This window comes from bacterium (assembly GCA_016699995.1).
Taxonomy (GTDB): domain Bacteria; phylum Patescibacteriota; class Doudnabacteria; order UBA920; family UBA920; genus UBA920.
In genome coordinates, this window is the sequence record CP064996.1 from 557,801 (window position 1) to 584,037 (window position 26,237).

Below are 26,237 nucleotides of genomic sequence, written 5' to 3' on the forward strand. Positions count from 1 at the left end.
AGTTCTTTTATAGTTCCTCCATACTTTTTGACGAGACCGCTCTTTGAGCAAGCCCCTTGATACTACAATATACAATATCCGGGAAAAAAGGCTTCTCGGTATAGTACACATTGTAGAAAACTTCACCCATTAGTGCCGCCACCCGCCAGTTGGTGAAAATCAGTTGGGGGGCTCCTGCGACAGCCAGTTCTTCACAACCGGCTTCGCCTGGATTCTTATCCTTTGGATCACCGATCGAAGGCGAGCTTTCGACTAGGGATTTAGTGAAATTTTCACCATCTTTCCTAATGTACAGCTGTACGCTTCCGTCGTCAAACTCATTTCCGCCGCAGATCATCACCGCATCGGCGAGATCTTCGAACCGTTCGGAAAAGAGCTTTCGTGAAGCATTATTATCCACTCCCATGAACACCAGATCATTTTCCCGGACATGCCGGTTGATGTTAGCCTTGGTTACGTACTCCATGACTGTCGATATTCTGAGATTGGTAAAATGCGCGACTTGATCTCTCAGAAGCTCGGCCTTATAGCCAAGCCCGTTGAAATTTTGTCTGGTAAAATTCCGTTCTTCTACTTTGTCGCCATCGATGAGGACGATCTCCGTCTTTTCTCCACCTTCCTTATGGGCAAAGTGCAGAAATCGGCATAGGGGCGGGACAAGCCAGCCCCCAATGCCGCCACATCCAACCACGACAATGCGGTTGAATTTATTGATCATTAGTTCCCTCCTTAACTGCCGTTTCAGTTGCAACCTCTACTATCACGGCATCCGCTTCCGGAGCCGTTGGAGCAACAATGACCGGCTCCAAAGGTGTCGGAACAGGCACATAGGGTGTTGTCAAACTTAACGGGTTTACAGCACTGTGCGGTATCTTCGAATTGCCGCTGACCGAAACTTCAGCCTTCGCCGGAGCATTTGCTTCGGGCAGGGCTGGAGGTTTCGGAGGCGGTCCTTCCCCTGGGAGGTACGGTGTCGTTCTCGAACCGCTTCTCGAAAAGGCTCCGGGATTTTGATTCATCCCGGATTTTTGGGCCATCGGTTTATAAGGTGGCCTAAAAAAGGATCTTTCTCTCACCATATCGAACCAGGATGTTGGGAAGTTGATCTGTTTTGCAGAAGTTATTTGCTCCGGCAAAATCAAATCATATTCCTTTCCAGTTCTAGACACGCCGCCAAACCAGCCGCCGTCATTGCTGCTTTCGGATACATACCCCTTAACCGACGGCCTCGGATTGACATCCTTGACAGGTTCCGGTTTTGGGGCAGCACCTCCGATCGGAACAATAGGCACGGTATATTTCCACAACCGATGCCATGCGCGATAGGTATAGTAGCGACAAACGCCAAGCTGATGGTCTTCTCCGATCTTGTTCTGAGCTACTTCCGGTCCATCGAGTTCCTGCCATGTCCTCCACTTAAGGGAGATACACAGCATGATAAAGAATGAAATCGGCAAAAACAGCCAGAACACCAACCGGTCTTCGAACTTCACTCGTTCCGGGTACTTAAGCGTCGGTCGGTAAGACACGCTTCTTCGTACCTGGTCTGCGATCGCCGGACTTGCTTTTCCATGACCAGGCACTACCGGGGTTGGATCCCCAGGAATAACCTGGATCTTTGTTGCGATTACAGCAGGCGGTCCGTCTAACGGCTGCTCTTGCGGCTGCTCCACAGCCACAGGCTGGGTTTCGACAGCCGGTTCCGGAGTCTCGACCGGTTTTGGCTCTTCCGCCTCCTTGGCAGCTTTTTTGATGTTATAAAGAAGCTTGCCTAAGGTATTGCCTTGATAAGCACTGCCGTAACTTGTAAGGACAAGCCCGTCGATCACATCTTCCGGTTTAACTTTAAACCGGCTTGCGTTGACCGACAGTTCGGAGCTGACGGAGAATCCGCCCCAATCCATATTCCCCAAAGTTACGTGCAGACCGTCGAAGTTGATCTCATCGTGAGTATCGGTACCAGAATGATAGGCCGCGAAACCTGCGTGGGAATGGATAGAACCAACCAGCAGGTAGCCCGGTTTGCGGGGCGGCGGCTTGTAAGAGATGCCTCCGCCCGAAACATCCTGTTCCGGACATCCGAAGAAATACTTTTGGTCGTGCAGCGAGTAATAGATTAAGACCATCGCTTCGGCCTTGCGGGCTTCATACACCATCTTAAAAAAGTAAGCGGTATGAATCATCTCCTTCAGCGGCAGTTTAGGCAAAAGCCATTCTGCCGATTCGCGATGAGGCGCAAGGTCACCAATTGCCTTCACTTTCACCGTGGCGTCCAGCACGCTAGTTCTCTTATGAACGAACGGGCCGTTGGAAGCCAAGATGTAGTGATAATCAGGCGGCTGAAATCCTGGTGCAAATAGCGGAGCCCCCGTCCTTTTGATAAAGACCGGGATATCCCCATTATTGTTTGCAGTCGGCACAGCCGGAGTAACGTTTATCTTTTCTGTCATGCCTTCAATTTTCTCCTTAACATATTCTCAGACAGCGTGAGCGGCGTAGCTTGTAGCCTTATAGGCACTTCTTCGCTTAGCTCCTCAAAATGATTTTGAACCGTTTCGTGAAAGCGCTCCACGATAGTATCGTGAAACCTGGCCACTAGCGCCGGATTCAAAGAGTCGGGGAATGCCTGGAAAAAATCTTCTCCAAACATCGACCACGCAGCCTTAATCTGCCTCCGCAAGTGTTCTTCTAATTTCTGAACAGTTACTTTGCCAAACTTGTTCTTTGTAGTCAGGTTCTCTTTGAGCTTTTTAGCGATTCGCTTGCCAACTCCGAGGCGGAATTCCTCGCCAAAAGCGCGGATCACCTCTTCGGTGTTGCGGTCAACAGCTTTGCCGCCTTTGGTGGCTGCAATGCCGCTGCCGTAGTGATTGATGTAGTCCTCAAGCGTATAGCCCTTTCGCCAGGTTTCTGGCTCCAAGGCGAACGTATGATCTCGGATCGACAGGTCTTCCCACTTTTTAAAGCCTACTGCCGCGCCGCCGGAACCAGTATTGATTCCCGCCGGGAAGTAGACGTTGCCAGTCCAATGGCTATTAAACCGGCTTTCCCAAAAATGGCTGATGCCTCTCTGGATTTCGCGGTAAACATCCCGATTGGAACTACCTGGCAACTGCGTGCAGATTCTGTACATGTTGGCCGCGCTATCAAAGTTGGGTAGATTCGGCAGGTACAGCTGGTCGGTTCTTGACTCGATAGGTTTTAAACTATAGGCCATGGTCATGTTTTGGATCTGACCGCCAATCAACCGTATAAAGAAGACCGTGTAAGGGAAAGCCAGACGCATACGCGTCATTCCCCTTTCGGTTCGGCCCGCGATGGTGAAGTAGCTCTGATCGATTACAATCGTCCGAACGCGAGGTTCTTCTTCCACAACAACCAAAGCCTGGTCGCCGCTAGCAAAGAAGTACTTCACATTTTTCGGAAACACGTTTTGCGTGCCAATGGCAGCGTACTGTTTGGAAACGTCGATAATGTTTTTGACGACTTTATCAAACGCTCCCTTCCACAAGCTCTCGATCTCCTGGACCAATTCGTCTTCCAGATAACCTGTAACTTCGTCTTTATAACTTGCCAATGCCTGGTCAACGATTTCTTGCGCCGTAGCCTTAACCGCCTTAAAGTCGGTGAACTCTTTTTCCATGGCCATCTTCGCTGCTACTTCCCTTGCTTTAGGGGCGAGGGACTTAACAATATGAGAGGCCAAGTCCATTGCAACATGGTTATCCATTTCTGTAAGCCCAGATAGCTGCCTCGAAGCGATCTTTAAACCAAGTTCGCGGAATGCTCGAGTTTTGCTATCACCCAAAATCATGCCTTTGAACATGTCAAAGCTGACCTTTGCGATAGTAACTTCTGAATATATAGGTGTGGGCAAAAGCCTCCACCGGACATCAACACGACCTTTTATTAAGCTGGCAGAGCCATCTTCGTCCATCATAATGCGAGCGGGACGGTCGATCATGTCGAGATATTCAGGAGCAACCTGCTCTACAAACCATTGCTTGATAACGCCGCTAAGCGTGTCATCAAAAGATTCGTACATTGCTGACATAATATCCTCCTAAATGTATGAAAAGTACCCTTTGCCGGTAATTCGGCAAAGACTTGTAAGAGTAACATATGAAGCAGAAAAAGTCAATTCCCTTTCAACTAAGAATAAAAACAAAAAATCCCTTAAATATAAGGGATTTTTGAGTATAAAAGGGATTAACGCTTTGCCCACTGTGGCGAACGGCGCGCACCGCGGAGACCTGGCTTTTTTCGTTCCTTTTTACGGTCGTCTCGGGTCAAGAAACCGTTCTTCTTGAGCACGCTTTGAAGGTCGTTGTTAAGCTTAGACAAGGCCTGAGCTACGCCATGACGCACTGCTTCCACCTGGGAATTGCGTCCGCCGCCGGCAACGTGGCTAGTAAAATAATACTCGCCCATCAAGCCGGTTACCGCCAAAGGACGGAGTGCAGTGTCTTGCTGCGGCTTGTTAGGAAAATAAGCTTCGAAAGCTTTCTTGTTAACAATATTGTCACCACTGCCTGCAAATAATCGCACGTTGGCAATCGCCGTCTTGCGTCGGCCGGTGGCAAAGATATATTTGCCGGAAGCAGGCTTGGCATGATCTGCAGTCTTCGCGCTAGAGGACTTTGCAACTACTGCCTTAACCTCCGCCTTTGGAGCTGCTTCCTTTTTTGGAGCAACTTTTTTAGCGACGGCCTTTGCAGGGGCCTTCTTGGCTACAGTTTTTTTAGCTGGAGTTTTCTTTGGAGTTACCATAATTATTTAATCTCTTTATCAATCTTATAAGTGTGCTTATCGCCTTTTACAAGCTTGAGGCGAGAAACCATTGTCTTACGAAATTTAACTTCATCAAGCATAGAAAATACTGCGCGCTGCAAAACCTTTTCCGGGTTGCGTACGATTTCATCTTTCAAAGTCTTAGTCTTGAGTCCGCCCAAGTAGCCGGAGTGATGATAATACTTCTTCTGCTCAACCTTGCGGCCGGTAAACTTTAGCTTATCCACGTTGATAGCGACTACAAAATCACCCATATCCATATGAGGAGTAAAGTTGCGCTTGTGCTTGCCGCGAAGAACGTTAGCAATCTTGGTAGCTACGCGTCCCATAGTCTGGCCGCTTGCATCGACAACGAACCATTGGCGGGAAATTTCTGATACTTTTGGTAGAGTAATTTTTTGAGTCTTTAACATATATTTATCTAAACCTTATTCTACAAATTCCAACACTGCTTTAGAAAGACCAGCTTTTGGATTATTCAACTTAGTTAATCTTAAATAGCCACCATTGCGAGCGCTATAGCGAGGGCCGTAAACTTCCAATGCTTTTGCAGTTGCATTGCGGGACAGCTTAGACAACAGCATGCGGCGGTTGTGCAAAGTGTTTTCTTTCGAACGGGTAATCAGCTTTTCTAAGTAAGGCTTAACGGCGCGGGCATTAGCGTAAGAAGTTTCGATTCTTTCGTATAGGATCGCTGAAGAAGCCAAAGTACGCAACAATTTGCGGCGATGGTCCATGCCTTTTCCAAATTTTTTCTTCTTCTGGTGTCTCATAAAATAATAATTATCTTTAATTGTCGGCGCTAAGGCTAGCACCCGGGAGATTACTGCTGGGTACGGCCCAACATTTCCATAATTTCATTAATAGTCTTTTCGCCTAGTCCGGAAATATTATTAATATCATCGTCAGACATTGCAGTCAATGCTTCCATGGTGTTAATGCCGGATTTCTGCAAAGCATTCTTAGCGCGGTTAGACAAAGTAGTATCGTCAATCGGAGTGCCGGTTTCTGCCGGTTCTGCCAATTCGCTAGGAACTTCCTGAGGAGCTTCTTCCATAGCTGCTTCTTCTAGCGCTGCCTGGCTCATCATTTCGAGGCGTTCTGCACCCTCATTGTTGAACAGCATGCTAAAGTGATCTACTAAGATGTGGGAAGCAATGTCGATTGCTTCGCCGCCAGTAATAGTGCCGTCGGTTTCCATGCGCACAACCAGCTTATCGAAGTTAGTCATGCCGCCAACGCGGACGTTTGATACGTCAAAGTATACGGAACGAACCGGGGTGTAAATTGCGTCGATCGCCAGCATGCCTGCTTCTAAATTAGCGGCACTTGGTCGAACCTCTACCGGCTCATAACCGCGGCCCTGTTCGACAATCAGTTCCATTTCCAGGTCAGAATTCTTGTTATCCAAAGTGCAGATGTAAAGATCCTTGTTCACTACTTCTACCTGGTCGGTTTCGCCAATCATGTCTGCGGTAATAACGCCTTCGCCCTTGGCGGTAAGCTTCAAGCGAACCGGTTCGGTCGAGAAGCTGCGCAAGCGAAGCTGTTTAAGGTTCAGAATAATCTGAATCACATCTTCCTTTACGTTTGGAATCGCAGAGAACTCGTGGTCAACATATTTAATTTTAACCGCAGTTACTGCTGCACCAGGCATGGAAGACAGCAAGACGCGGCGAAGCGTATTGCCGATAGTCACGCCGTAGCCAGGGTAAAGTGGCTCGAGGACTGCTTCGTAAGAGTTGCCACCTAAGTGGGAAATCTTCGCCTGATTTGGTAATGGGATTGGTTGCATAAATGCCCCTTAGTTACTGCACGCTTTGGCCAATGATCGTGTGTCTGCGAAAAGTAACTTATTAATGATTGATTGAAGGCCGAGCGATAACGCTCTGGCAATAAAACTAAATTTAGATACGGCCCTAGATTCTGCTGTAGTGTTCGACGATAAGCTGAGTGTCGATGAGGTTGCCGATTTGTTCTGGTGTCGGTGTCGATAGAACTTTACCGGAAAAATCCGCTGCCTTAAGCTCTACCCAGTCCTGGCTCTTAAAATTCTTCAACACTTCGCGCATAGACTGCATGTACTTAGATTCTTTCTTGTTAGCGCGAACGGAGATAACATCTCCCGGCTTAGTAGCGTAAGAAGGAATATCAACTTTCTTGCCGTTAACTTCGAAGAAACCATGGTTCACCAGCTGGCGAGACTGCGCCCGGGTAGCAGCAAATCCTAAGCGGAATACTACGTTGTCCAAGCGAAGCTCTAAAGCTGCCAGCAAATGATCACCGGTTACACCAGCGCCTTTTTGGGCCTTTTCGAAGTAGCGCAAGAACTGGCGTTCGGTTACCCCGTAATTGATCTTAGCCTTCTGCTTTTCGCGCAACTGGGTGCCGTATTCAGAAATACGAACGCGGTTTTGGCCGTGCTGGCCAGGTGCGAAGTTGCGCTTCTGCAAGATCTTGGCGTCCTTATCGGTAAAGGCAAACCCTAACCGACGGGCTCTTTTAACTTTTGGTCCTGTATATCGCATGTTATACCCTTCTCACTTTCTTCGGACGCACGCCGCCATGTGGGGTTGGGGTTCGATCTTTAATGGTTAAAACAGTCAAGCCGGCACCGAGCAAAGCGCGAATGGCTTGTTCGCGGCCGCTGCCGATTCCTTTAATAAAAATATCAACTTCCTGCAAGCCGCGGTCTTTAACGCGGGACAATACATCTTCCATAGTTTTACCGCCGGCGTAAGGAGTAGATTTCTTAGAGCCTTTGAAGCCAGCTTTGCCGGCGCTACCCCAAGCAATCACGTTGCCGATCGGATCAGTTACAGAAATGATGGTGTTGTTGTAAGTGGAGTTAATAAAGATCTTGCCCTTTGGAACTTTGATCTTGTTCTTCTTTTTCTTACCGCCCTTGATCTTAGTGGCAATGTCGTCGCCGCTAGATGCTGCATTCAACTCGGCACTGACCTGTTCGGCTGCGCTCATTTCGGTAGCAGGAGTTTCGGCTACGGGAGTATCTTGTTTAATTGTTGTGTCGTTAGTATCAGACATAATAGTTTATATAGTTATGGCTTTTACGAAGTTTAGTGCTTCGTAATCGCTATGCGCGAGCTGCGCTTTAGGTCTTATCGGATGCTTTCTTACGGCCGCTGCCTGCAGTGCGACGAACGTTGCCGTGTCGGGTGCGGGAATTGGTCTTGGTGCGCTGTCCGCGAACCGGCAAACTCTTTTTGTGGCGAGTGCCTCGGTAAGAACCGATTTCCTTAAGGCGCTTGATGTTAAGCAGAACTTGCTGCTTAAGGTTGCCTTCGGTCTTAAAGTTCTTATCGATGTAATCGCGCAGCTTGGTTAAGTCTGCTTCGGACAAATCTTTAGTGCGAATGTCAGGGCTTACGCCTGTTTCAGACAGTGCTTTCTTTGCTAAGGTCGCCCCTACTCCGTAGATATACTGCAGAGAGGCTTCGATTCTTTTTTCGGTAGGAATATTTACTCCAGCGATACGTGCCATACTTTACAAATTAATTACAATTTAGAGAACAACAAAAACGTCAGAGTTAATTAACCCTGGCGTTGCTTGTGCTTTGGTACTTCACAAATAACAAAGACTCGACCAAATCTTTTGACGATTTTGCATTTCTTGCAAATTGGTTTTGCGCTTGCGCGTACTTTCATAAAATGTATCCTTGAATTTTTGTTCTGCTTGCAGAGACAAAAATCAATTTAGGGAAATAACATCGCCTCAAATGGCTTTGTCGGGTTCCCACAGCCTGAGCGAATCGCCGGCCGGTTCCATAAATTTATTAATAACTACTTATCTTTCCTATTTTAGGCGGCGCGTAATGCGTCCCTTAGAAAGATCGTAGGGCGTAACCTCGAGCAACACCTTATCGCCTGGCAGAACGCGAATGCGATGCAAGCGCATTTTGCCGGATAAGTGGCCGATAATTACTTGACCAGAGTCCAATTGAACGCGAAAAACAGTGTTAGGTAAACTCTCAATGACTTTACCCTCGAGTTCTATGGTCTGATTTTGTTCGGAACTTCCCAAATTCTTGTGTTTCCTTACGGATTAACTAAATAACGAATTTCTCTAATTTTAACACACATTTTAGGTTTGTCAACTTATTTTCTAAGTTTTTGGCCTATATTGCCTATTTCTTGACAATTTCTCCATTTTATGGTAAAATGCGAATAAAGTTTAGATCACAATTTTTGAGGAGGAATTATGACAACAGATTTCGATTTAGATAAATATCTTGAGGAAAGCGAAATGGGGCTTAAATCCAATTCGGTCCATATCCGAAATTTTATGGACAAGCTCAGGGCTAGCTACGGTACCGGTTATTGGCTCCTGATGGAACGTGAGGAATTTACCGAGAGCGAGCAAAGCTACGGCAAACGCCTGGTAAAAATGGCCCTTTACGATATTCGGCGCGGCCTCGAAACCGGCTCGCCCAGGAACGCCAAACTGCAAAATTTCCATGTCATCAGACTCTTCGGATGCCCGGAGCATGTTCGCGAGGTTCTTAACCTTCGCGGGTTCACCGCGCTATGGGATCACCACGATCGCAGTTACCGCTCGAGTATCTTCAAGTTTCTGGAAAAGAACGCGACAAAGGCCGATCTTCCACAATTGGAGGAGTTTCACGCGCGGCTCAACCAGATCGACTATGCCGCCAACGAGCGCGTCGACCCGGAGCTCGAAGGCGAATTCGAAAACGAATTCGACTTTGCTCTATCGTTTGATGACCCGTATGAGCGCAGAACAACCCCCAATGAGCTTTCTGGGTTCGACCAGCAAGATATGCGTCGCGTGCTGGATGCCATTTCCGGGTATTAGCCCACGGCCCTGCTCAGCTATTTGGGACATTAAGCCGAAATTTCAATTTATCGTATAGGCGAAAACCACCGGCAATTCGTCGGTGGTTCTTTATTGGAGGGAGCCATGAAGATAAAACCAATCAACGTTGTTTTTGATAGCAACGTCCCCAATTCTCTGAAGAATGCAACCAGCATGGCTGTTTCTCAGCTCGTCAATCTTGCTGGCCTCACCTATCAGATGTCGATAAATAACTACGGCGTTTGGAGGCAGGAAGACTGGCAAGACGAGCAGGGAAATCTGTTGCCATTCCACAGCGTGGATTGGTAAGTAAAGCGCGGCCGAGAAGATAGCCAGCGCAGCAGCCAGCTTGATGCGGACACTCTGTTCAGCTGCCTGTATGTCGAGCCTTGGCGTGACTACCAAGACCACTACGACCTGCTTGTAGTCTCGGAGGATATCTACTCCAAGAATACTAACTATGTCTTAGGTCTGGGCGCGCCCGGAGTGGGGACTGTGATCTCGGTTAACAGATTTTCGCCATTACCGGAAAAGTCTGCAATCGACATCTGTCAGACGTTGGTTTTCCACGAAATGGGTCACGCCTTTGGTATTGTCTCCGAAGGTCGCACTCTCAAAGTGGTCGACAGTCTCGGCCGACACTGTACAAGCTTTGGCTGCTCGATGCAGCAAGGTCTGACGTTTCCTGCCGATTGGCAAGAGATCACTCGGCAACGTTTGCAAGTTAAAGAAATTTACTGCAAGCACTGCCGCGATGATCTGCGCCAATGGTTCCGGAATTAGCATCGCATTACGCGAAAGCCGCCAACATTACGTTGGCGGCTCTTTTTATTTCTAAATTTATTCTTCAATTTTTATATGAATCTTAGTTCCTAATCTTGGGAAAGATTTTTGCCAGCTTGGAGCTAAAGTGATGTCTGCCCGCTCGATATTTTGATTTGTTAATAAAATATCATTAGCTTGCTCCTTAGACTTCCCTGCTAGCTGAGCAACCAAATCCTGCTGGTCAATTTTAGCCTTTGCCTGGCTTTCATAATGAATAGACAGCTGCATCAAACCAGCGGCGAGATCCAAATTCTTGATCTTATAAACCACCTGGTCCAAATCGGCTTCCTGCAAAGCCTTATCGCTGCCCAGGGTCTGGGTTAAGCGGCCACGTACCATTTGACGCAAATCATTTTCGTTAAATGCTAAACCAGTAATTTTAATATTGGCGCTGGCTACAAAAGTAGTGCTTTCGGTTCCTTCGGGCTTATCGGAAGTAAAATTACTAACTTCTACGTTATACGCCCCTTCTACCAACTTGCGGCCGTCAGATAAGCCATTGTTAACTTCCTCCACGGCTTTGCTAATCAGTTCCTTTTGTGCCCTGTCTAAATCTTCTTTGCTCACCACAGATACAAAGCGGGACGATCCGCCAATAACCTGGGTGACAGTTTTTGCGTACAGTCTCTGAGGCTGGCTGCCGAATGCCTGATTTGTAATTTCCACGCGTGTACCAGCCGGTAGATTAAAGTCCTCTCCCCCATCTGCGGCAATTATATCTGCTGTGGTTGCGTTACTGTCCTTGGATGGATTTTCTAAAGCAACAATTCCGTTTTGATCGCTTACGAAATAATATGACTTTGTGCCGACTGTTAATACTGTGGTACTGGTTCGCAAATTCATAGCGCTGCCAGTTAAGTTATAGATCGCTACGCGACCTTGCGCCTTGCTGCCGACTTCCTTTTTGCCATTTGTTGTAAAAGAATTGGAAGGAGCTTTAGTTTCATCTACCTTAGTGGCTGGCAAGGTTAGCCGGCTAGCGTCTACTGTCTCTAAATTAGTATCAATCGTTAAGTCTAGATCCCTGGCTACTGTCTGCGAACGGGCATACACCGTTACATTAGCGCTTGGCAGTACCATCACTACTAATGCCACAACAGCAATTAGAGCCAAAGCTACAAACGCCAAAGAGAACTTTTTATACGAACGACGGCGCGGCGCCTTACTGCTCTTGCTGCTTGGTGGCATAAACATATTGTCAGCCTTTGTTCGCAACCCGCCAGTGGTTGGGGTAAGCCAATCATTATTCTCTAACGGACTTTGTCTAGCTGCGGCAACTTTTGCGCCGCGGTGTTCCAAAATTTTTCCGGCGGCGATGCCTGCTCCTACCATGGAACTTTTCGCTACTGGCTGGGCAGATCGGGATGCAACGCGCTCTGCTGATTTAGCTGCAACTTTGCGAACAACTTTTTTGGGCTTAGCCGCTGGTCTAACTGCAGGGGCGATAAACTCATCTTGCATGTCTGATACAGGAGAAGGATTCACTTCATATCGGGCTTTACCAAATGTCATAACAGATTTAGAACCAGACTGAGGACGAATGTCGGAAAAGGTTTTGCTGCGAGAAATTTTTGGCAGGTTTTTTAAAGTGAAGCCGGCTTCGCGGGCATAAATCTGACCGGTTTCATCCATGGTTAAAATAGATACTTTAGAGCCTAAAATATCTGTCTGCTTTTTAAGCAATCGCAAATTTATGCTGTCGGCCAAAACATAAGCATCTTTAGGAATGACCAAAACCGCATCTTCGCCTTTCAGAGCCTTTACCTTGGCGACGATCCTGGCTACATCATCTTCTAAATTTAAATAAATCGTTTTCATTTCAAGTAGTTTTTCCTAAGAAATTTGGGTAAAAATAAAAAACCTCTACCGGTATTGTAGGGGTTTTTTGCACGGTGAGCAAACGGGATATTTAGAGTTATAAAGAGCCTTTAAATTGCTGGCGTTTGGCAAAACTGATCTTTTTACTAGCCTCTACCTGAGGCTGATTGTACGGATCCACCCCACGCATGCAAGAAGCGTATACAGCATAGAGCTGCCAGAAAGCCATAAACTCGCCGACATCCTTATGGTCAACTGTTTCGAGCATCATATCTACTACCGGAATGTTTTGCAGTTTAGCATCTTCCAGCGTTGCTTCGCGTTCGAACTGCATAGCGCTTTGCAACGGAATTCCGTCCAATAAATTTAAAGTAGAAGTTTTCAAAGGCACGTTAGACAAAGATTCAGGTATCTTAGTAACCAGCATATTATCGGAACGCATATCTCCTATGAACCACCCAGCAATATTTTTCTGTCCGCCAAAAAAGCGCTGGTTGGTATGATGCTGAGACTCCGGTGCCCGGTGGGCGAAATAAGTTTGGCCTTTGCCGTCTTTACCAAAGCTTTCATGACACAGCTGAATAATCAGATTAGAGTATGGAAAAAGTTCTTCGGAATAAATTGGCAAAAATACATCTGCAATCCCTTGCTGCTCTAGCTGGTACAGAATACTAGCGGCTTCGTAAGCGGGATTATTGGACTGAAATTGCTGCAAATATTTTTGACCGGCGTCATAAATTTCTTTTGCGTTTATCCCAGCTAGTGCAATTGGCAACAAACCAACCTCGCTAAAACCGCTAAACCGTCCGCCGATTGGCGGATGAATAACCTGGGTTGAGTTTAGCTTGGCTGCAATTTCCGATAGAGGACCCGCAACACCGGTGACGATCAACATCGGATAATCTATAAACTGCATCAGTGCTTCGATCTGCGTGACTGTTTCGCCGGATTTGCTGATCGCAATCACTAGACTATTATCTTTGGATGCAAAACTCTTTATAGCGGCAATGTAGTCCGGGTCGATGGTGGAAACAAAATGCATCTGCGTGCGTGCGGATGAACGCAGCGCGGAGTAAATCCCCACACTGGAAGTAATGCTCCCACCGTGACCTACGACGATCACATGTTCTTTGTCCTCAAACTGCTTTGTTAAACGGTCCATCAAGGCAAAATCCGGCCGGTAATCTATAAAGTTCGGCTTATCTTTGATCAGCGCTGCATCAAACGCGGCAGGCTGAGGCGTATTGTAAAAGTTTATTTTCATTTTTGTTTCGTCTTAACCGCTTAGCGATCATTTAGAGTTTTTACCGCAAGTAAAATTCTAATCTTATTTTATCAGGATCATCAAACCAAAGAAAACTATTCAATCACAGCCTTAATGCGGCGCACTCCTGCAGAAACAGCTTCTTCTTTGGTAATTTTGAATTTGCCTACTAAGCCAGTATGCTCAACGTGCGGTCCTCCGCAGAATTCGCGAGAGATCACATTGCCGTCTTTATCTGTTGCAGTATAAATAGATACAGTGTCGGCATACTTTTCTCCGAACAAGCCAATCGCACCAAGTTCGCGGGCTTTATCTAACGGCATCATTTCCTGTTCCATTTTGGCATCCATCACAATCCACTTATTCACTAGCTCTTCGACCTGGGCAATCTGTTCCGGAGTCATCTTTTGCGGGTAAGTAAAATCAAAACGGGTACGTTCGGCGGTAATATTACTCCCTTTTTGCCATACGTCATTGCCTAATACATCGCGCAAAGCTTTATGCATTAAGTGAGTAGCTGTGTGCAAGCGCACAACTTTTTCGCTATGATCCGCCAGACCTCCTTTAAATGTGCCGGCGCTGGCAGTACGGGACAAGTCCTGATGAGCCTTAAAGCCTGCTTCGAATTCTTCTTTATCTACTTCCTGTCCTGCAGCCTGGGCTAATTCTTCGGTTAACTCCAAAGGGAAACCGTAAGTTTGGTACAAGTTAAATGCGTCGGTACCGCTCAACGAGCCTTGCTTTTCGAACAGCTTGGCAAATTCCTTTAAACCTTTCTCCAAAGTCTTTTCGAACTTTTGCTGTTCGCCTTGCAGGCTTGCAAAAATCTTTTCGGAGTTAGCAATCAATTCCGGATAAGCATCGCCATATTCTTCCATTACCTTTCCAATCAGCGCTTTCATCCAGTGTTCGTTCAAATTCAAACGGCGGGCATAAACCATAGCTCGGCGCAGCAGGCGGCGCAAAATATAGCCGCGTTCTTTATTAGATGGCTCTACTCCATCGCCGCTAATAAATACCGAAGCGCGGATATGGTCTACAATAATTCGCGCTTGGCGAACCTCGTCGCCGGACAAAATTGCCTGGCTCTTGCCGATAACTTCGAACATCCCTGTGAAAAATTCAGAATCATATACAGACTTATGTCCGTTAAGAACCGCAATCACACGGTCTAAGCCCATACCAGTGTCTACATTCTGCTTTTCTAAAGGAACCAGGCTGCCATCAGCTTTCTTTTCGAACTGCATGAACACATCGTTCCAGATTTCTACCCAGCGCGGGTCGCTGGCTGTGTCCTGAAAATTTTCGGGCGCAGGAGTACCGTCATCTATCCAATAAAACATTTCTGTATCCGGGCCGCATGGGCCAGTGGTGCCGGCAATCCACCAATTATCCTCTTTGCCAAGCTTAGCGATGCGCGATTCGGGTACGCCTAAGCGCTTCCAATGTTCGTAGCTTTCTTCATCAAATGGCGCATCGTCATCTCCGGCAAAAACTGAAAATGCTAAACGATCCAAAGGAATATTCAGCCATTTTTCTGATGTTAAAAATTCGTAACTCCATTCGATTGCTTCCTTTTTAAAATAATCGCCGAAGCTCCAGTTGCCCATCATTTCGAAAAAAGTAAGGTGAGTATTATCGCCTACGTCATCAATGTCGATGGTGCGAATACATTTTTGAACATTGGCAACGCGGGTGCCGCCCGGATGTTCCTGGCCCATCAGATATGGAACCAAAGGAAACATTCCGGCCATGGTAAACAATACGGACGGATCGTTTTCCGGCACCAAGGATGCGGACGGGATAATAGTATGATTCTTTTCTTTAAAAAATTCGAGCCACTTGCTGCGTAGCTCATTTGCTGTGATTCTAGACATAATAGTAAATTTACTTTATAATTCTAGCGAAATTTGCAGATTACCGCAAAGGCTTCCCAAGCAGGCGAAGACCATTGAATACCATGAAGGAGGGCGTATGGAACAGCTGTTCTATGATACAGCCTATTATTTTCCCAGCCTGTTGGGTATATTCCTAATCTTGCTAACTATCGGATCAGTATTTTTGATCATATATCTTGGCATCGGCGTAATGAATATTCCCGACATCATTCGTATAAGACGATCTAGAAAATCAAAACGGCCTCATTGAGGCCGTTTTATTTTATTTTGCTGCTTCCGCAACTGCCCGGTCCAACTGAGGATCGAGGTTCTTCTCATAATCCTCTTCCGTCATCTTCACCTCTATATCCGGTACCAACCCGTCTTTGTGCAAATTCTTTCCGCCTGGGGTAATCCATTTTGCCACTGTTACCTTCACAGCTGTATTTTGAGACAATGGCACCAGCTCCTGGACACTGCCTTTTCCAAAGCTCTTCTCGCCAATGAGTATTGCTTTGCCATTATCCTTTAAAGCTCCCGATAATATTTCCGAGGCGCTAGCAGAACCGCCGTTAATGAGCACAACAGTTTTAATGTTCCCTAATCGGTTTAACCCCGAAGAAGTATAGTCTTTTACATCCTTTTCGCTATGAGCTTCTTTCACGATCAACTTGCCCCGCTCGAGCCAATCCGAAGCGACATCTACAGAAGTATCCAAGTATCCGCCCGGATTATTGCGCACATCCACCACAATACCTGCTACATTCTTGCTGCGGATATCCGAAACAGCTGCTTCGAAGAGTCTTTCGGTATCATCGCCAAACCGGGAGATCTTTAATATCGCAACTTGCTTGCTGCCCACCTGCTTATAAGAAACTTTTACGCTCTTCAATTCTATCTGCGCACGGGTAATGGTCACATCAAAAGTGCCATTGCCGCCTTCGCGGAATAATGTCAGCTTTACCTGAGTGCCAGATTCTCCTCGGATTATATCCACCACCTGGTCGACATTCTTGCCGCTAACAGATGCGTCATCTACGCGCACAATTATATCGTTAGCCTTTAAGCCGGCGCGCTGCGCAGGGCTGTCGTCTAATGGCGCCACAACAACTATGTTGCCTTCGCGCTTGCCTATTTCTGCACCAATGCCGCTAAACTTTCCTTCTAACTCTGTCTTAAACTGAGCCAAAGTTTCCGGGTCAAAAAATTCCGTGTACTCATCCCCAGCAGCCTGAACGGCGCCCTGGATTGCCCCGTACAAAACTTTGCGCTGGTCGATGTTGTCTTTTTCGATATATTTATTGCCGACTACATTCAAAGCTTCCCACAATAAGCCGTAATCCACTTCTGCGGTCGGACTAGTTTTATTTACAACTTTGAATTCCCGCAAGGAAAAACTATATCCAGACTGCCCAAAGTTGTAGCCCAATCGAAAGACTATCCCCAGAATAATTACAACTAGCAGAATGCCGCCAATATATTTGCGCAGAGATCTTGTGCTTACAACAGCGCTGTTAGTTTGGTTTGAATTATTTGTTTCTGAATCCATAAATATTTTAATTTTCTTGCCCTTTCTTAAGCGACAGATTTACGATTGCCGCCAAGGCCATTAGATATAACAAAACACGTTCATTAAGAATAGTAACATCAAAGAACCCGTAAGCCAACAGCCACACCATAGCCAACCCGATATTTAAAAGCAGGGCTGTATGGGCGTTGAATTCAAATTGATAGCTCTTCAGCTTTAACCAAATATTTTTAAAGAAAGACAGCCATACGATACCAAACAAAATCAAGCCAGCAACTCCCAATTCCACCAGCAGATGCAGATACAACGAATGGGCAGTGATAAATTTTTGGGGAAGATTATAGCGGAGATTTTTTTCTCCAGCCACCTCTTCAAAATTGCTGCTATTGCTGTGGGTAATTGACGAAATAAAATTGCCATAGCCGGTCCCTAGCGGGTGAGTGAAAGCATAGTTAATGCTGGATTTCCAAATCTCTAGTCGGCCAACGTTAGAGCTTTCATTTAAGTCGTATATGCTCGTAGCCCGGTCTAAAAAGTTGTCGTCTGTATTAATGGTCCGGATTAAATTCAACCCGGAAGAAATCAACGGAGAAAGCACGAATAAAACTACCACTATGCCATAGCTAACAAAGGGCAACAAAAGCAGTGATCGAGCTCTATGCCGGGCCAGCAAAAATAACCCTACCGCGACCGGGGCAAGCATGGCCAGCCATGCCCCGCGCGTACCGCTGGCGATGACAGCAAAACATAAGCCAACCAATCCGACCCAAAAATACCAGGGTAAAGATTTTAGAGAGCGGCCGGCAAAACGAGCTATCCACAAAGCCAGGGCGAAAATAACGATAACCGAAAATGCATGAGTGTCCTGCAAGATACCGAACATGCGCAGGCTTTGGCCGCCGCCGTTAGCGCTGAACCATGAATTGGAATAACTCAGCACTTCTCCCAAAGAATCTCCGTAATAACTGCTGGATACCAAAGTTGCCCAGTACTGCCAAAAATAATATGGTGTTGCAAGCAAGCTGGCTCCATATTGAACAAATCCCAAAATAACTGTAATCAGCAAAGAAAATTTTACATAATAAAGCAAACTAGAAAGAAACTCTTTCCCCGCAGCGGCAATTAAGCAAGTCACGTACAGCAAATAAATATTAAACAGAAAAATAATTTGCTTCGCGCCATGAATCTTAAAGCGCGCAGCCAGCAAAGATAAAACTCCTATAATCAACAAACCGAACAGCCACTTATCCCAGGGAGCGAACATTTTTAAAGACTTCAAAGTGAGTTCTTTTATACCCCCTAGGTTTTGCAGAAGATATTTGGCACAAACAACTAGAAACAGCCATGCTACCAGTGGGCGCCACATAGGCAATTCTCCAATCGGCAGCACAATCATGAACGGCAATGAGAGCAGAAACAAGCCTACAGCGTCCAACTTCGGTAAAATTACAAACAAAGCCGAAAGCAAAGCTAAATTAATCAACGCAACGGAATCCGGCCATACGTTGGTGGAGATTAATCCCACAGATATAAATTGCCAGGCGATTGCGATCGCTAGAATGAGATTATTTTTTTGTAACAATTTTTTAAACATGTTTGTTCTTCCCTGCTTCTATTAATACCGCCAAAGTTTCTCTAGCGCATTTTTCCCAGCTAAAATCCTTTAGCCTATGGTACCCTTTCTGAACCATATCCGCTGCCAGGCCTTCCTGGGTTAAGACTTTTAATATAGTTTGCTTAATCTCCTCTTTGCTATTAGGGTCAAAATAGATCGCCGCATCCCCGCCGACTTCCGGCAAGCTAGAATTATTGGAAACAGCAACCGGCACTCCGCATTCAAAAGCTTCCAGAATCCACATGCCAAAGCCTTCGTAAAAACTCGGATGAATGAACAGTTCGGCCCGATGAAAAATTGGCCAGCGATCCTGATCATCTACCCTGCCCAGGTAAACGACAATATCCTTATTGGCTTCCATGGCCTCCAGGCTCTGTTCGTACTTCCAGCCGGGCTTGCCTACTACTACTAATTTATGAGGCAATTCTGGGCGCTCTGATTTTAATTCTTTAAATGCGTCAATCAAGCCGATTAAATTTTTTCGCGGCTGGATAGTAGAAAGAAAAAGTATATATTTCTCCGGCAGTTTGTCGGCTACCTGCGGAGAAAGATTATTAAAATCTCGCCCCGTTTCTTCGTAACCATGAGGTACGACACTAATCTTTTGCGGGTTAACTCTATAGTGCTTTATTAGATCCTGTTTGGTATTTTCCGATATCGAAATAATCTTTGTCGAAAATGTTCGGGCTAGCCAGGAGAATATCCGATGAAACCAGCGCATGTAAAAGGTAAAAATCTCCGGATAATAAATCCAAGCCACATCATGTTCGGTGTAAACGCTTTTGGGATGGACAAAAGGCAATGTCGAAGCCGGAACAAACAGTACGTCCGGCGGATACCAGATCATTTCCCAGCTCAGCCGAAGCTGAGTCCAAAACACCGGAAACGGCATCACCTTAACCTTGAAGTTAGCCGGTAAAGATAAAAACCAGTCTTCTGGCTGGGTTTGTAAGTATAAAATATATTGATTGTCGGAGTCGATTTTTGCCAGATGCAAAATTAATTGCTTGGCATAATGCTCAACTCCGGTCTTAACGCGGTTATTCGCGCGTTCGGCTTCGATACCAATTACCATACTTGAGAATCATTGTTTTCGTAAATAAAAGTTCCATTGCGATAGCCAATGATTTCATCATCACCGGCAATCTTTTGCGCGATTTCTTGCTCAGCCGGATCTAGGGCCAAAAACTTAATGCTGCCATCACCGACCGTACGCCAAAATCCAAACACGTCGCGATTTTTCTCATCTTTATTCGGATAGATGTCTATTACGCCCAATTCTTTAGGCCGGTACTTGCCTTGCTCTTTATTCCGAACCAGAGTTCGAATAAGTCCCACCGTGATGGGTTCGTGCAATGGCTGCTCCCCTTCATTTGCGGCTTCGGTTGCTGCCAGCTCTGTTTCCGGCTTCGAATCGGCAACCTCATCTGGTTCCACGCCTGGCAAATAAGGATTTTCGTAATTTCTGTCCATGCATTCATTATATAAAATTTAGCCCGAAAGTGCTATAATGGAACAAAAGCTCATTAATCTAAATCAATGAAACAAAAGACTAACAAACATTTAATTGAAGGCCTAATTGCGCTGGTGCTGATTATCGGCTTAGGCTGGCTAGTTTTGCGCAGCCGCAATGCTTCTGCTCCCACAGAAACTACAAACACGCAAAATTCTCAACAACCAGCTACCCAGACTCCGGCACCGACTAACACCACTCCGGCTACGAATCAGTTGGCCAGCAACGACTCGGTTGCGGTGAGCACACAAAGCGACAATACTAAAGTTGTATATATAGACAATGTAAACTTGAGCAAACCGGGATTTGTTGTCATTACAACAGAAGGGCCTGATGACGCAGTTAAAGTGATCGGTACAAGCAAACTAATCACTGCCGGCGAAAAGCAGGATTTGCAAATTACGCTCAGCAACCATATTCTAGATTCAAGTATTAATTACAGCGTTTTACTCTATCAGGATAATGGCGACAAAGTCTTTAACATTAAAACCGATACACTACTCACCGGCAAAAACTCTTCCGCAACATTCATCGCTAAATAATAATACCTCTAAATAACAAAAAAACCGCTCTGCTTATCAGGGCGGTTTTAAATTTTCATCAATCCGTAAAGCTTGAGCAAATAGTTGCGCTGCTTATAATCCACAAATTTTGCGGCCATGGCCAATTTAAATTCCGCACCATGGTTTAAGTAAATCAGATGCAGGCATTCATGAAATACAACCAGTTCCACTAATGATTGCGGAAGCAACTTAAGCTTAGTATTAAAAGACAAAACCTTATGTTCGCTGCAGCTGCCCCAGCGGCTCTTCATAGTCCGAAACTTAAGCTGCTTGTAATCTGTCTGAAGTTCGGTCGTGTATTGCGCTACCAAATTAGCCACCCGCAGTCGAAACAAGTTTAAAGGCACATAAGGCAGTGGGTTTTGTTTATACTCAGCCTTAAGCTTTTTTAAATCTAACTGTAAAGACGGGTTCATATTTTTGATCGTTTTCATCGACAAGCTCCACTGTTTCGCCCGACATCAACTGATTAATCGCCAAGTCAGACATGAGTTCGTTGTCATTCTGAATATGCATTTTATAAGCTTCTAGTTTTTGAATCTCGCCCTGTAAATCCGATTTAATATCGGCTTCTATGCTCTTCTTGCGCGCTTTTAAATTCTCTAGCTTTTCTAATAGCTCCTGATATTCTTTATGCTGAGTTAATTCATCTTTATATAGAGCGCGAATTTCCTTTTGCTTGCGCTTGGTTTCTTTTATTCTCGCAAAGACAGTCTGCAGGTCGTTCATTTTGTTTCTAAAATCTTAATGTTAACTTATTGATTATATCACACAGGCAAGATAGAATAAGTAATACTAAAAGCATTCTGGAGGAATAATTATGTTCGAGGAAATTGACCCAGATATAAGCTCCATGCCTATTTATAAGCTGCAGCAGCTCGTCCAGAAACAGCGCAACGAGGCGAGAAAAGCCCTTAAAACCCTAGCGGCAAATGGGAATGACAACTGCTGGGATGACTTGCTCAAAGCTTTGGAAAGCATTTTGCCGCCGGAGGAAAGAAAGCTATTCAAGCTGGGTAAATTTAATATGTGCCCGACGGATATATTAAAGCATTGCGAGGCATGGATACGATATCAGGCCAGCCAAGGAAATATTTTAATAAAACCCTCAGATGATGATTCAAAATTTGCCAGGCTTAACAAATTTATCCTTATAGTATAAAACGAGCTTAAGCTCGTTTTTATTTATTCTTTCTTCTCAAAATTTAAAGCGCACGAATTTATGCAATAGCGCTTGCCACCTCTATCCCGCGGACCATCGTCATAAACATGGCCTAGGTGGGAACCGCAGCGCTTGCAAGTTACTTCCAACTGATGAATACCCATATAGCTATAATCATCTTGAAGCTCAATGTTCTCTAAGTTCGCGGGATCTGTAAACGACGGCCAGCCGGTGCCAGAATCAAACTTAGCACCAGAATCAAACAGCTGCAAACCGCAAGCTGCGCAAGCGTACATGCCGTCTTCGTGGTTATCTACATACTTACCGGTAAAAGGAGCCTCGGTTCCTCTCTCTCGCAAGATTTTATATTGTTCCGGAGTTAAATTCTTTTTCCACTCTTCTTCGGTTTTTATCAATTTGTCCATTTAGTCATTAATTAATATTAAACACCCTCCACCAAAAACTTCTTCTGCAACGCTTTTCATACCACAATAGTAACATATCCCACTTGAAAATAATCGCACAATATGCTAAAATGTTATGGTTGTTATAGAAAGAGTGACAGCACAATGCCAAGGGGGTTCCATGAGAAGACCAGACGAAATTTTTGAAGTCACCGGAGTATTCGCCGGTTTTACAAACACAACATACAACTGTATGTTTGTGGAACATAATTTCAATTCAGCTAATAGCTCCGCTATACAAATGCCTGCCGTATTCGAAATTATCGACCCCGCCCTGATTGCTAGAGCAAAAGAATTACCAGTGCGGTCAAAACTTAAGCTCACAGTCACCCGCAAGACAACCGCTACCGGTCTCGCGGCCATCATTCATAATTTCGAACACATTACAAAGCCTGTCAGTTAATCCTGGACAGGCTTTTTTATAACAAAACCCGCTCAATATTCTGAGCGGGTTATTATTTTTTTAAAAGCCTACGGTGACATCGCTGACCCGTTTAGGATTGGCGGTTTTCCAAAAACCTATTTCATCATAACGAATCATCAGCAAATGAGCGATCATCTCATCGCTGGGACAAAGAAAACCGGTGTAAGTGTTGGCGTAGTAACCGGTGGGGTGTGAACATAATCCAGACACAAAGTGGAACGAACCATCTTCCTGGGCACGAAATGCCAAGGTTGGCCTGTTGCGCCGGATGATGTAGTGCAAACCGCTCCGGGTCTTTGGCTCGCAGAAAGCATCAGTCAATTCTAATGCACGAACCTGAGCCGGCCGAAGCAAGCTAAGCAATTTTTCGCGGGCAATTTTTTCGGCATCAGCATTTTGCCAAATGAAAGCTTTTTTTAGGCTTCGGCAAGTTAGCATCATGCGTTCATTGTCAGAAGATAAAAGCTCCTCTATCTCATGGCGGCGTTCCTTAGTTAAAGCATGCTCGTAAATGATAACCTCGTAGCGCTTCTTGGAACCAGCTTTGCAAGTAGTCCAATTGTTCAGCACTCCCCAATTCTCATTTGCCTTGCACTGCTTTTTGAACTCCCTGTTCTTTTTGGCTTCTTCGCGCTTTTCTTTGGGGGTCATAAAGGCAGCCCGGAGTTTTCGGCGCAGTGTTATTAAAGCTGCGTCATCGGTCATTATATCGTCCCAAATAAATCCGGCCGGCAAGCCATAAGGAAACAGGTCTGTTAGATTATGCTCTTCCAAAAGTTGCTCTTCCAGGAGAATATCTTCCTGGCCCCGCAACGTCCTTTCCAGAAAGCCATCTTCATCATCTGCAAGAGCAAACATATTAACCTCCAGCCATTGGGGACACTACGAGCACGTCAGTGTTTCGGCTGGGTGCGCGTTTGGTGGGTCCAACCAAAATCCACTCGTTGGTTTCCTGGTCGTATCCTGTGATCTTGAAGTGCTCTTTGCCTACCTCCAAAAAGCAGGTGGCCTTTTCTTTGATAAGCCTGGTAATTTCCTCTGCAACCTGCGCACGCCCCTCGGGCGTATCCTCATAGATCTTTTCCTTGTCGCCGGCACTGGCATGAAGGTTTGAAATCCGTATCTGTCCAACTTCTTCTTTGTTAGTCTTAGCCATCGTATATTCCTCCTAACATATAATGTCGATAAATCGACTTACTATTTAACCATAAATACGGAGCAAAGTCAATGGTAAACAAAAAAGACCTCACTAGTCTGAGGTCTTTTTTTATTTGCTTATTCCCCGCTAGGAACAGTTGTTTCGGCTGGCAAAACAGCTGGTTCCGAATTGGTAGTCGCAGGCGGATCAACCAATGGAATTGGCTGGCCTGGATACTGAGGGTTTTCGTTGTCTAGAATGTCGCGCACCAAAGGTACAATTACATTCTTGCGCCAGTAGTTATTCTGGGCAGCGTTATTAATCGGGAAAACTAAGGCTGGGATGTATAATTCTTCGCCTGGACCTTTGTTATCTTTGCTATACCACATCTTTACCAAGTTCACGGTCGGTGTGCCTAATTCTAGGGTCACAACTTTTCCCGGGTACTCGTAAACATAATTGCGGTAACCGCCGCGCTCTGCGATTTCGATAATACGATTCTGATCGGTTTCGCCTTTGTAGTTAGACTTCTGGTACTGCTTAGTTTCTAAGCCATACATAGCGGAAACACGCTTGCTGCGAATATCGATGGTGATGTTGATGCCAGAGTTCATGCCGCTTTCGTCATACACGTCCTTTTCTTCCAACACTAATGGATAGATTACGTTAAGCTGCTCTGGAATATATATGCTGCTCTTATCCGGCGCTTGGTCGTACAAGACGCGCCAGTTGCTATAGTCATAAACAAATGGCTTGCCGAGTCCTTCTCGAGAAATCTGGTAATCATTCATGAATTGAGCGGCAATCCTGATGAGCTCATCATCGCCAGGAATGTCGGACGGGGTTAGGCGCGGTTGAGTGCCGCACGAGTAGCCATAACATCCGTATTGGTACTGGGGCCACTTCTCCCAGTTCTGGTTCATGTTGATGGTGCCGTAATTGAGGTTGATGTATGCCGCTAAGCCGTATTCCTTGTCCTCAAGAAAAGAAACGGACTCCATGCGAGGATTTTCGAACTTGCCTAAATCGACCAAGCCAAAGCTGAACATGCGAATCAAGCGGCTGATCAAAGTCGGCGGCTGAACCGGTTTAGAACGCTTTAATACTGATTCTGTCTCAGATAAGTTGGCCAGATCGCTGCCTACATACTTAAATTTATAAGAAACCGCTTCTGGGTAAGGGTAATAACCGCCGCCAGTACCGCCGCCTGGTTCTACTGGCATAGCAGCGCGTTCGCCCTCTGCACCAGGAGCCGCCATGTCTGCAGCAGTATTATTACCGCCCTGATTGTTGCGGCTTGGGTCAGCGATAATGCTGACTTTGTTTAAGTCGCCGAAAGAATTTTCGTCCACTTCGGTAACGGCATATTTTCCGGAAAGCAGTTCATTGCCTTCTACTCCAAGCAAAGCAGGATCATTTTTACTGGCAAACCAGTAACCGGTTCCGGATGCAATCACTGCAACCGCAACCAATGGAATAATAATCTTATTCATAAAACTAAAAAGTGTTAATGGTGGTTTATTGTTTGAGCTGGCAGAATTAGCATAATGTGCCGCAGCCTGCTGATTCGCTTTATCGGCGATTTCTGCGCGCAGCATAGTGCTAAAATTGCGGTCAGGACTAATTTGATTAGCCTGTGACTTTAGCTGTGCCAGCTTGGCCAGCGTAGCCTTATCGCTATCGCTTAGCCCGTTCTCGAAACTGTCGTTATCGAGATTGAATTTTCGGTTATCTAAATTCATAGGTTGGTCCCTCCAATCACAAAGACAATAAATAAAAGTAATTGAGGATTCTCCCGCAAGCCGGCGATGATGCGAGAAAACTGCATCTTCAAACTTGCTTCGCTTTTATCCATAATCTTGGCGATTTCAGCATATGGAAGTTCTTCCCATATCCTTAAGATAATTAATTCCTGAGCCTGTTCCGGCAAAGTACCCATTAAAGTCTGTACTTGCGCGATAGTTAGCTCCCGTTCCGTATCTTGTTCCGGAGAGCTGTCGGAAGCTACGTTCTCTGCAGCTTCTAAATCGACATTGCGTCTTGGAATTCGATAATGGTCTATTAATAAATTATGAGCAATGCGGTACAGCCAGCTTTGGAAAGTACCTTTGCTGCTGTCGAAACTGTTTATTTTATCCAAAGCTTTCAAAAATGTCTGGCTAGTCAAGTCTTCGGCGGTTTCCTGATGATTGGTGCGGAAGTATAAAAATCGGTAAATTTTGTCCAAATAAGAATCATAAAGCAACACAAAGTTTTCACTCATGCCTGCCTGAACTTTTGCAACTAAAACCCTATCTCTTTCGGTTTGGGTTGCGATGTCTGCCTGATTGTTTAAGTCCATATCTACCACAGCCGTAAATCCGGCCAAGTTACTTGTCTCTAGCATCATTTTATCTTATTTTAGGCATATCTTAAAGCGCT

Annotated in this window: 33 protein-coding genes; 6 read left to right on the forward strand and 27 right to left on the reverse strand. The window is 45.6% G+C overall.

Going from position 1 to position 26,237, the window contains the following annotated elements; all coding sequences use genetic code 11:
- Positions 1–7: 7 nt before the first annotated feature.
- The 12 genes from IPM19_02990 to infA all read right to left on the reverse strand — a co-directional run bounded on the left by IPM19_02990 (position 8) and on the right by infA (position 8,833).
- Positions 8–718, reverse strand: coding sequence for a ThiF family adenylyltransferase (locus IPM19_02990; GenBank protein ID QQS22574.1), 711 nt, complete (start codon positions 716–718; stop codon positions 8–10).
- Positions 708–2,450, reverse strand: a complete 1,743-nt coding sequence (locus IPM19_02995; protein ID QQS22575.1) for a hypothetical protein — start codon at positions 2,448–2,450, stop codon at positions 708–710. The genes IPM19_02990 and IPM19_02995 overlap by 11 nt, the downstream gene beginning before the upstream one ends.
- On the reverse strand, positions 2,447–4,054 hold the full coding sequence (locus tag IPM19_03000) for a hypothetical protein (protein ID QQS22576.1): 1,608 nt from the start codon (positions 4,052–4,054) through the stop codon (positions 2,447–2,449). Before IPM19_03000 ends, IPM19_02995 begins: the two co-directional genes overlap by 4 nt.
- A 155-nt stretch (positions 4,055–4,209) precedes the next feature.
- Positions 4,210–4,587, reverse strand: coding sequence for a 30S ribosomal protein S9 (gene rpsI, locus IPM19_03005; GenBank protein ID QQS23418.1), 378 nt, complete (start codon positions 4,585–4,587; stop codon positions 4,210–4,212).
- 185 nt (positions 4,588–4,772) lie between these two features.
- Complete coding sequence (rplM, locus tag IPM19_03010; protein ID QQS22577.1) at positions 4,773–5,204, reverse strand: 50S ribosomal protein L13; 432 nt, start codon at positions 5,202–5,204, stop codon at positions 4,773–4,775.
- Between the two features lie 15 nt (positions 5,205–5,219).
- A complete protein-coding gene (rplQ, locus tag IPM19_03015; GenBank protein QQS22578.1) occupies positions 5,220–5,564 on the reverse strand; it encodes a 50S ribosomal protein L17 in 345 nt (114 codons plus the stop codon).
- Positions 5,565–5,614: 50 nt separating this feature from the next.
- A complete protein-coding gene (locus IPM19_03020; protein QQS22579.1) occupies positions 5,615–6,586 on the reverse strand; it encodes a DNA-directed RNA polymerase subunit alpha in 972 nt (323 codons plus the stop codon).
- Between the two features lie 124 nt (positions 6,587–6,710).
- Positions 6,711–7,319 carry a 30S ribosomal protein S4 gene (rpsD, locus tag IPM19_03025; GenBank protein ID QQS22580.1) on the reverse strand — a complete coding sequence of 203 codons (609 nt, stop codon included), beginning with the start codon at positions 7,317–7,319 and terminating at the stop codon, positions 6,711–6,713.
- A 1-nt stretch (position 7,320) separates the two neighbouring features.
- Positions 7,321–7,770, reverse strand: coding sequence for a 30S ribosomal protein S11 (gene rpsK / locus IPM19_03030; GenBank protein ID QQS23419.1), 450 nt, complete (start codon positions 7,768–7,770; stop codon positions 7,321–7,323).
- Between the two features lie 133 nt (positions 7,771–7,903).
- On the reverse strand, positions 7,904–8,293 hold the full coding sequence (gene rpsM / locus IPM19_03035; GenBank protein QQS22581.1) for a 30S ribosomal protein S13: 390 nt from the start codon (positions 8,291–8,293) through the stop codon (positions 7,904–7,906).
- Between the two features lie 50 nt (positions 8,294–8,343).
- Positions 8,344–8,457, reverse strand: coding sequence for a 50S ribosomal protein L36 (rpmJ, locus tag IPM19_03040; protein ID QQS22582.1), 114 nt, complete (start codon positions 8,455–8,457; stop codon positions 8,344–8,346).
- A gap of 148 nt (positions 8,458–8,605) precedes the next feature.
- Positions 8,606–8,833, reverse strand: coding sequence for a translation initiation factor IF-1 (gene infA / locus IPM19_03045; protein QQS22583.1), 228 nt, complete (start codon positions 8,831–8,833; stop codon positions 8,606–8,608).
- 177 nt (positions 8,834–9,010) lie between these two features.
- Here infA and IPM19_03050 point away from each other — a divergent pair, with 177 nt between their 5' ends.
- Together IPM19_03050 and IPM19_03055 are read left to right on the forward strand one after the other, a co-directional pair.
- The gene (locus tag IPM19_03050) at positions 9,011–9,625 is read left to right on the forward strand and encodes a hypothetical protein (GenBank protein QQS22584.1); all 615 of its coding nucleotides are present in this window, start codon (positions 9,011–9,013) and stop codon (positions 9,623–9,625) included.
- Between the two features lie 105 nt (positions 9,626–9,730).
- Positions 9,731–9,934 carry a hypothetical protein gene (locus tag IPM19_03055; protein QQS22585.1) on the forward strand — a complete coding sequence of 68 codons (204 nt, stop codon included), beginning with the start codon at positions 9,731–9,733 and terminating at the stop codon, positions 9,932–9,934.
- A gap of 213 nt (positions 9,935–10,147) precedes the next feature.
- Here the strand turns inward: IPM19_03055 and IPM19_03060 are convergent, their stop codons facing one another.
- The 4 genes from IPM19_03060 to IPM19_03075 form a co-directional block, all read right to left on the reverse strand.
- Positions 10,148–10,393, reverse strand: a complete 246-nt coding sequence (locus IPM19_03060) for a hypothetical protein (GenBank protein ID QQS22586.1) — start codon at positions 10,391–10,393, stop codon at positions 10,148–10,150.
- A 72-nt stretch (positions 10,394–10,465) separates the two neighbouring features.
- Positions 10,466–12,268, reverse strand: a complete 1,803-nt coding sequence (locus tag IPM19_03065) for a hypothetical protein (protein ID QQS22587.1) — start codon at positions 12,266–12,268, stop codon at positions 10,466–10,468.
- 97 nt (positions 12,269–12,365) lie between these two features.
- Positions 12,366–13,532, reverse strand: coding sequence for a hypothetical protein (locus IPM19_03070; protein ID QQS22588.1), 1,167 nt, complete (start codon positions 13,530–13,532; stop codon positions 12,366–12,368).
- A 95-nt stretch (positions 13,533–13,627) separates the two neighbouring features.
- On the reverse strand, positions 13,628–15,412 hold the full coding sequence (locus IPM19_03075) for an alanine--tRNA ligase (protein ID QQS23420.1): 1,785 nt from the start codon (positions 15,410–15,412) through the stop codon (positions 13,628–13,630).
- A gap of 94 nt (positions 15,413–15,506) precedes the next feature.
- Here IPM19_03075 and IPM19_03080 point away from each other — a divergent pair, with 94 nt between their 5' ends.
- The gene (locus IPM19_03080; GenBank protein QQS22589.1) at positions 15,507–15,680 is read left to right on the forward strand and encodes a hypothetical protein; all 174 of its coding nucleotides are present in this window, start codon (positions 15,507–15,509) and stop codon (positions 15,678–15,680) included.
- Between the two features lie 12 nt (positions 15,681–15,692).
- On the opposite strand, the gene IPM19_03085 is transcribed toward IPM19_03080, so the two are convergent.
- The 4 genes from IPM19_03085 to IPM19_03100 are packed head-to-tail and all read right to left on the reverse strand — an operon-like array spanning position 15,693 to position 20,025.
- Positions 15,693–16,958: a S41 family peptidase gene (locus IPM19_03085; GenBank protein QQS22590.1), complete on the reverse strand. Its 1,266-nt coding sequence runs from the start codon at positions 16,956–16,958 to the stop codon at positions 15,693–15,695.
- A 7-nt stretch (positions 16,959–16,965) separates the two neighbouring features.
- The gene (locus tag IPM19_03090) at positions 16,966–18,531 is read right to left on the reverse strand and encodes an O-antigen ligase family protein (protein ID QQS22591.1); all 1,566 of its coding nucleotides are present in this window, start codon (positions 18,529–18,531) and stop codon (positions 16,966–16,968) included.
- Positions 18,524–19,627, reverse strand: coding sequence for a glycosyltransferase family 4 protein (locus IPM19_03095; protein QQS22592.1), 1,104 nt, complete (start codon positions 19,625–19,627; stop codon positions 18,524–18,526). The genes IPM19_03090 and IPM19_03095 overlap by 8 nt, the downstream gene beginning before the upstream one ends.
- Positions 19,621–20,025 (reverse strand): hypothetical protein, encoded by a 405-nt coding sequence (locus IPM19_03100; protein QQS22593.1) that lies wholly within the window; start codon positions 20,023–20,025, stop codon positions 19,621–19,623. Before IPM19_03100 ends, IPM19_03095 begins: the two co-directional genes overlap by 7 nt.
- 66 nt (positions 20,026–20,091) lie before the next feature.
- Here IPM19_03100 and IPM19_03105 point away from each other — a divergent pair, with 66 nt between their 5' ends.
- The gene (locus tag IPM19_03105; protein QQS22594.1) at positions 20,092–20,607 is read left to right on the forward strand and encodes a hypothetical protein; all 516 of its coding nucleotides are present in this window, start codon (positions 20,092–20,094) and stop codon (positions 20,605–20,607) included.
- A gap of 47 nt (positions 20,608–20,654) precedes the next feature.
- Here IPM19_03105 and IPM19_03110 read toward each other — a convergent pair whose 3' ends face one another.
- Complete coding sequence (locus tag IPM19_03110) at positions 20,655–21,044, reverse strand: M48 family metallopeptidase (GenBank protein QQS22595.1); 390 nt, start codon at positions 21,042–21,044, stop codon at positions 20,655–20,657.
- Positions 21,007–21,357, reverse strand: coding sequence for a hypothetical protein (locus tag IPM19_03115; GenBank protein ID QQS22596.1), 351 nt, complete (start codon positions 21,355–21,357; stop codon positions 21,007–21,009). The genes IPM19_03110 and IPM19_03115 overlap by 38 nt, the downstream gene beginning before the upstream one ends.
- Positions 21,358–21,448: 91 nt before the next feature.
- Here IPM19_03115 and IPM19_03120 point away from each other — a divergent pair, with 91 nt between their 5' ends.
- Positions 21,449–21,790 (forward strand): hypothetical protein, encoded by a 342-nt coding sequence (locus tag IPM19_03120; protein ID QQS22597.1) that lies wholly within the window; start codon positions 21,449–21,451, stop codon positions 21,788–21,790.
- A gap of 23 nt (positions 21,791–21,813) precedes the next feature.
- Here the strand turns inward: IPM19_03120 and msrB are convergent, their stop codons facing one another.
- Positions 21,814–22,215, reverse strand: coding sequence for a peptide-methionine (R)-S-oxide reductase MsrB (msrB, locus tag IPM19_03125; GenBank protein QQS22598.1), 402 nt, complete (start codon positions 22,213–22,215; stop codon positions 21,814–21,816).
- Between the two features lie 160 nt (positions 22,216–22,375).
- Between msrB and IPM19_03130 the strand changes: the two genes are divergently transcribed.
- Positions 22,376–22,657 (forward strand): hypothetical protein, encoded by a 282-nt coding sequence (locus IPM19_03130; GenBank protein ID QQS22599.1) that lies wholly within the window; start codon positions 22,376–22,378, stop codon positions 22,655–22,657.
- Positions 22,658–22,717: 60 nt separating this feature from the next.
- Here the strand turns inward: IPM19_03130 and IPM19_03135 are convergent, their stop codons facing one another.
- From IPM19_03135 to IPM19_03150, 4 genes are all read right to left on the reverse strand, one after another.
- A complete protein-coding gene (locus IPM19_03135; GenBank protein ID QQS22600.1) occupies positions 22,718–23,536 on the reverse strand; it encodes a hypothetical protein in 819 nt (272 codons plus the stop codon).
- 1 nt (position 23,537) lies between these two features.
- Positions 23,538–23,834, reverse strand: a complete 297-nt coding sequence (locus IPM19_03140; protein QQS22601.1) for a hypothetical protein — start codon at positions 23,832–23,834, stop codon at positions 23,538–23,540.
- A 119-nt stretch (positions 23,835–23,953) separates the two neighbouring features.
- The gene (locus IPM19_03145; GenBank protein ID QQS22602.1) at positions 23,954–25,558 is read right to left on the reverse strand and encodes a hypothetical protein; all 1,605 of its coding nucleotides are present in this window, start codon (positions 25,556–25,558) and stop codon (positions 23,954–23,956) included.
- The gene (locus IPM19_03150) at positions 25,555–26,205 is read right to left on the reverse strand and encodes a sigma-70 family RNA polymerase sigma factor (protein QQS22603.1); all 651 of its coding nucleotides are present in this window, start codon (positions 26,203–26,205) and stop codon (positions 25,555–25,557) included. The genes IPM19_03145 and IPM19_03150 overlap by 4 nt, the downstream gene beginning before the upstream one ends.
- Positions 26,206–26,237: the final 32 nt, after the last annotated feature.